The organism is Streptomyces sp. NPDC006458 (assembly GCF_040612135.1).
Classification (GTDB): domain Bacteria; phylum Actinomycetota; class Actinomycetes; order Streptomycetales; family Streptomycetaceae; genus Streptomyces.
Map to the genome: position 1 here is coordinate 447,060 of NZ_JBEXPR010000002.1, position 6,215 is coordinate 453,274.

General features: G+C 69.8%; 4 protein-coding genes. 1 reads left to right on the forward strand and 3 read right to left on the reverse strand.

The annotated features are described in order from the left end of the window. Positions 1-20 precede the first annotated feature (20 nt). From pyk to pta, 3 genes are all read right to left on the reverse strand, one after another. Positions 21-1,451: a pyruvate kinase gene (gene pyk, locus ABZZ79_RS05300; protein ID WP_356686649.1), complete on the reverse strand. Its 1,431-nt coding sequence runs from the start codon at positions 1,449-1,451 to the stop codon at positions 21-23. An 83-nt stretch (positions 1,452-1,534) separates the two neighbouring features. Further along, a complete protein-coding gene (locus ABZZ79_RS05305) occupies positions 1,535-2,764 on the reverse strand; it encodes an acetate kinase (protein WP_356686651.1) in 1,230 nt (409 codons plus the stop codon). Next, positions 2,761-4,851 (reverse strand): phosphate acetyltransferase, encoded by a 2,091-nt coding sequence (gene pta, locus ABZZ79_RS05310; protein WP_356686653.1) that lies wholly within the window; start codon positions 4,849-4,851, stop codon positions 2,761-2,763. Before pta ends, ABZZ79_RS05305 begins: the two co-directional genes overlap by 4 nt. Before the next feature lie 240 nt (positions 4,852-5,091). Between pta and ABZZ79_RS05315 the strand changes: the two genes are divergently transcribed. Continuing rightward, on the forward strand, positions 5,092-6,117 hold the full coding sequence (locus tag ABZZ79_RS05315; protein WP_356686655.1) for a 6-phosphofructokinase: 1,026 nt from the start codon (positions 5,092-5,094) through the stop codon (positions 6,115-6,117). Positions 6,118-6,215 lie beyond the last annotated feature (98 nt).

Below are 6,215 nucleotides of genomic sequence, written 5' to 3' on the forward strand. Positions count from 1 at the left end.
GTGGTTGGCCGGACGGGGCCTCAGTCGCGGTCGCCGCTACCGAGGTGGTGGACGCGGACCATGTTCGTGGTGCCGGGGACGCCGGGCGGCGAACCGGCCGTGATGATCACGATGTCGCTCTCGTTGAAGCGGTTGAGCTTGACCATCTCCTGGTCGACCAGGTCGACCATCTCGTCGGTGCTGTTCACGAACGGCACGACGTGCGAGTCCACGCCCCAGCTGAGCGCCAGCTGGTTGCGGGTCGACTCGTCGGTGGTGAAGGCGATGATCGGCTGCGCCGCGCGGTAGCGGGACAGACGGCGGGCGGTGTCACCGGACTGGGTGAAGGCGACCAGGCCCTTGCCGCCGAGGAAGTCGGCGATCTCACAGGCGGCACGGGCCACCGAACCGCCCTGCGTACGCGGCTTCTTGCCCGGCACCAGCGGCTGCAGGCCCTTGGCGAGGAGCTCCTCCTCGGCCGCGGCGACGATCTTCGACATCGTCTTCACGGTCTCGATCGGGTACGCGCCCACGCTCGACTCGGCGGACAGCATGACCGCGTCGGCGCCGTCCAGGATCGCGTTGGCCACGTCGGAGGCCTCGGCGCGGGTCGGCCGGGAGTTGGTGATCATCGACTCCATCATCTGGGTCGCCACGATCACCGGCTTGGCGTTGCGGCGGCACAGCTCGATGAGGCGCTTCTGCACCATGGGGACCTTTTCGAGCGGGTACTCGACGGCCAGGTCGCCACGGGCGACCATGACGGCGTCGAACGCCATCACGACGTCCTCCATGTTCTCCACCGCCTGCGGCTTCTCCACCTTGGCGATGACCGGGACCCGGCGGCCCTCCTCGTCCATCACGCGGTGCACGTCCGCGACGTCCTTGGCGTCGCGGACGAAGGACAGCGCGACCATGTCGCAGCCCATGCGCAGCGCGAAGCGGAGGTCCTCGACGTCCTTCTCGGACAGCGCGGGCACGTTGACGGCCGCGCCGGGCAGGTTGATGCCCTTGTGGTCGGAGATGACGCCGCCTTCGATGACGATCGTCCGCACCCGCGGGCCCTCGATGTCCAGGACCTTCAGTTCGACGTTGCCGTCGTTGATCAGGACCTGGTCGCCGCGCGAGACGTCGCCCGGCAGGCCCTTGTAGGTGGTGCCGCAGATGGTCCGGTCGCCGGGGACGTCCTCGGTGGTGATGGTGAACTCGTCACCGCGCACCAGCTCGACGGGACCCTCGGCGAAGGTCTCCAGACGGATCTTGGGGCCCTGGAGGTCGGCGAGCACACCGATGGCCCGGCCGGTCTCCTTGGCGGCGGCACGGACCCGGTCGTACCGGCCCTGGTGCTCAGCGTGCGAGCCGTGGCTGAAGTTGAAGCGGGCCACGTTCATGCCGGCCTCGATCAGCGACACGAGCTGTTCGTGGGAGTCGACGGCGGGGCCGAGAGTACAGACGATTTTCGAACGGCGCATGAGGCGATCCTAACGGTTTGTTTCGCTCCGGAATATTCCGTCTGGCGGAAGATACAAATGAGTGGCCTTTTGCTCAGGTGGGCTCAGTTGCCCCGCGGCGGAGCCGTAAATCCATAGCGCCCGACCAGTGCGTAGGTCTGCGTCGCGATCTCCAGTTCTTCGTCCGTCGGCACCACCGCGACGGCGACGCGAGCGTCCTCGGGCGAAATCAGGCGCGGCTCGGTGCCGCGTACGGCGTTCAGCGCGGGGTCGACCGCGAGGCCGAGTTCCCCGAGGTCCGCCAGGGCCGCCGCCCGGACCTCGGCGGCGTTCTCGCCGACGCCCGCGGTGAACGCGACCGCGTCCACCTTGCCGAGAACGGCGTAATAGGCGCCGATGTACTTCTTCAACCGGTGAATGTAGATGTCGAAGGCGAGTCCCGCCTGTTCGTCGCCCTCGTCGATGCGCCGGCGGATCTCCCGCATGTCGTTGTCCCCGCACAGCCCGATCAGCCCGCTCTTCTTGTTGAGAAGAGTGTCGATCTCGTCGGCGGACATTTCGCCAACACGCATCAAATGGAAGATGACGGCCGGGTCCATGTCTCCGGAGCGTGTTCCCATCACCAGGCCCTCCAGCGGGGTCAGCCCCATGGAGGTGTCCACGCACAGCCCGCCCCGGACGGCGGACGCCGACGCGCCGTTGCCCAGGTGCAGCACGATCACGTTCACCTCCTCCGGCGCCCGGCCCAGCAGTTTCGCGGTCGCACGCGAGACGTAGGCGTGCGAGGTGCCGTGGAAGCCGTAGCGGCGGATGCGGTGGGCGTCGGCCGTCTCCGTGTCGATGGCGTAGCGGGCGGCCGACTCCGGCATCGTCGTGTGGAACGCGGTGTCGAACACCGCGACCTGCGGCAGATCCGGGCGCAGGGCCCGCGCGGTGCGGATGCCGGTGAGGTTGGCCGGGTTGTGCAGCGGGGCGACCGGGATCAGCCGCTCGATCTCGGCGAGCACGGTGTCGTCGACGACGGTCGGCCGGGTGAAGTGCTTGCCGCCGTGCACCACCCGGTGACCGATGGCCGCGAGTTCGGGGGAGTCCAGGCCGAGCCCGTCCTTGGCGAGTTCGGCCGCCACCGCCTTCAGCGCCGCGTCGTGGTCGGCCATCGGGCCCGACCACTCCCGCGTCTCGCCGCCGGCCGGGGTGTGCCGGAGCCGGGAGGTCTCCTCGCCGATGCGCTCGACGAGGCCCACCGCGAGCCGGCCGCTGTCGCGCATGTCGAGCAGCTGGTACTTCACCGACGAGGAGCCGGAGTTGAGGACGAGGACACGGGACGGGCTCACTGCCGGGGCGCCTTCTGGTCGGAGGACTGGGCCTGGATCGCCGTGATGGCGACGGTGTTGACGATGTCCTGCACGAGCGCGCCGCGGGACAGGTCGTTGACGGGCTTGCGCAGACCCTGGAGCACCGGGCCGACGGCGATGGCGCCGGCCGAGCGCTGCACGGCCTTGTAGGTGTTGTTGCCCGTGTTGAGGTCGGGGAAGATCAGAACCGTTGCCTGCCCGGCCACTTCGGACTCCGGCAGCTTGGTCGCGGCGACCGTGGGCTCCACGGCCGCGTCGTACTGGATCGGCCCCTCGATCTTCAGGTCCGGCCGCCGGGCGCGCACCAGCTCGGTCGCCTCGCGCACCTTGTCGACGTCGACGCCCGAGCCGGAGGTGCCGGTCGAGTACGACAGCATCGCGATCCGCGGCTCCACCCCGAACCGGGCGGCGGTCGCGGCCGCCTGAACGGCGATGTCGGCCAGTTGCTCGGCGTTCGGGTCCGGGTTGACCGCGCAGTCGCCGTAGACGAGGACCCGGTCGGCCAGGCACATGAAGAAGACCGAGGAGACGATCGCGGTGTCCGGCTTGGTCTTGATGATCTCGAACGAGGGCCGGATGGTCGCCGCGGTGGAGTGCACCGAGCCCGACACCATCCCGTCGGCCAGGCCCTCCTGGACCATCAGCGTGCCGAAGTAGTTCACGTCGGAGACCACGTCGTACGCCAGCTCCACCGTGACGCCCCGGTGGGCGCGCAGTTGGGCGTACTTCTCGGCGAAGCCGTCGCGCAGTTCGCTGGTCGCCGGGTCGATCAACTGGCAGTCGCCGAGGTCGATGCCGAGGTCCGCGGCCTTCTTGCGGATCTGGTCGACCGGACCCAGCAGGGTCAGCTCGCACACGCCCCGGCGCAGCAGCACCTCGGCGGCGTGCAGCACGCGCTCCTCGGTGCCCTCCGGCAGCACGACCCGGCGCAGGTCCGAGCGGGCCTGTTCGAGCAGTTGGTGCTCGAACATCATCGGGGTGACCCGGTCGTTGCTCGGCGCGGAGACCCGGCCGAGCAGGTCGGTGGTGTCGACGTACCGCTCGAACAGGCCGAGCGCGGTCTCCGCCTTGCGTGGGGTGGCCGCGTTGAGCTTGCCCTCCAGGGAGAACAGCTGCTCGGCGGTGGGGAAGCTGAGGCCGGGCACCGACAGCACGGGGGTGCCGGGGGCGAGCCGGTCGGCGAGGGTGAGGACCTCCTGGCCGGGCACCTCGTCGAGGGTGAGCACCACCCCGGCGATCGGCGGGGTGCCGGCGCTGTGCGCGGCGAGCGTGCCGACCAGCAGGTCGGCCCGGTCGCCGGGGGTGACGACCATGCAGCCGGGGGTCAGGGCGGCGAGGAAGTTCGGCAGCATCGCGCCGCCGAAGACGAAGCCGAGGGCGTCGCGGGCGAGCCCCGAGTCGTCGCCGAGCAGGATCCTCGCGCCGAGCGCCTGGGAGACCTGGGAGACCGTCGGCGCGGACAGGGCGGGCTCGTCGGGCACGACATAGCAGGGGACCGGCAGCCGGGAGGAGAGCCGGTCGGCTATCAGGTCGCGGTCCTCGCGGGCCACCCGGTTGGTGACCATGGCCAGCACGTCGCAGCCCAGGGTGTCGTAGGCGCGGAAGGCGTTGCGGGTCTCGGCGCGCACGGACTCCTCGGTCTGTCCGCGGCCGCCCACGACCGGGATCACGGAGGCGCCGAACTCGTTGGCCAGGCGCGCGTTGAGCGAGAGCTCGTCCGGCAGCTGGGTGTCCGCGAAGTCGGTGCCCAGGACGAGGACGACGTCGTAGTCGCGGGCCACCGCGTGGAAGCGGTCGACCAGCACGGAGACCAGCTCGTCCGTGCCGCGCTCGGCCTGGAGCGCGGAGGCCTCGTGGTAGTCCAGCCCGTAGACGGTGGCCGGGTCCTGCGCGAGCCGGTAGCGGGCGCGCAGCAGCTCGTAGAGCCGGTCCGGGCGGTCGTGGACGAGCGGACGGAAGACGCCGACCCGGTCCACCTGCCGGGTCAGCAGCTCCATGACTCCCAGCTCGACGACCTGGCGGCCGTCGCCGCGGTCGATACCGGTCACGTACACGCTGCGGGTCACGCGAGCTCTCCGTTTCGTGGCGCCTTGAGTTCTTCAAGATGTTTTGCCTGCTCCGGGCCCGACGTAAAAGCCCTGCGGCTCTCATAAAAATCGCCCACCGAGGTGAGCGGAACCCTCTTGACAGTACCCCTCCTCATAGATATGGCGCCCGTCAAGTGATGACGGCGACGATGCCCCGGAGGACGTGAAACAATCGGAATCGGCTCACCGGCATTCACAGCGAGCAGGAGACACAGCACGATGCGTATCGGAGTTCTCACCGCAGGCGGCGACTGCCCTGGTCTGAACGCAGTGATCCGGTCGGTCGTGCACCGAGCGGTCACCAACTACGGCGACGAGGTCATCGGCTTCGAGGACGGCTACGCCGGGCTGCTCGACGGCCGCTACCGGACCCTCGACCTCAACGCGGTCAGCGGCATCCTCGCCCGCGGCGGCACCATTCTCGGCTCCTCCCGCCTGGAGCGCGACCGCTTCCGCGCGGCCTGCGACAACGCCAAGGAACTCATCGAGAAGAGCGGCTTCGACGCGCTCATCCCGATCGGCGGCGAGGGCACCCTGACCGCGGCGCGCATGCTCTCGGACGCGGGCGTGCCCGTGGTCGGCGTACCGAAGACGATCGACAACGACATCTCCTCCACCGACCGCACCTTCGGCTTCGACACCGCGGTCGGCGTCGCCAGCGAGGCGATGGACCGGCTGAAGACCACCGCCGAGTCCCACCAGCGCGTGATGGTCGTCGAGGTCATGGGCCGGCACGCCGGCTGGATCGCCCTGGAGTCCGGCATGGCGGCCGGCGCCCACGGCATCTGCCTGCCCGAGCGGCCCTTCGACCCCTCCGACCTGGTCAAGATGGTCGAGGAGCGCTTCGCGCGCGGCAAGAAGTTCGCCGTCATATGCGTCGCCGAGGGCGCCCACCCCGCCGACGGCACCATGGACTATGGCAAGGGCGCCATCGACCAGTTCGGCCACGAGCGCTTCCAGGGCATCGGCACCGCCCTCGCCCACGAGCTGGAGCGCCGCCTCGGCAAGGAGGCGAGGCCGGTCATCCTGGGCCACGTCCAGCGCGGCGGCACACCCACCGCCTACGACCGCGTCCTCGCCACCCGCTTCGGCTGGCACGCCGTCGAGGCCGCTCACCGGGGCGAGTTCGGCAACATGACCGCGCTGCGGGGAACCGACGTCGAGATGGTTCCGCTCGCGCAGGCGGTCACCGAGCTGAAGACGGTCCCGAAGGACCGGATAGACGAGGCGGAGTCGGTCTTCTAGGACCAACGCCGTTCAGTTAAGGGCGGGGCCGGGGCGTCAAGTGCTGGTTGTGAGCATGGTGATGTTGATGGCTGCTTTGTAGGTGGTCCGGTCGATGG

Excerpts from the sequence above, each read along its gene's own strand:
- pyk (WP_356686649.1), bottom strand. The coding sequence starts at position 1,451 with ATGCGCCGTTCGAAAATCGTCTGTACTCTCGGCCCCGCCGTCGACTCC.
- ABZZ79_RS05315 (WP_356686655.1), top strand. The coding sequence starts at position 5,092 with ATGCGTATCGGAGTTCTCACCGCAGGCGGCGACTGCCCTGGTCTGAAC.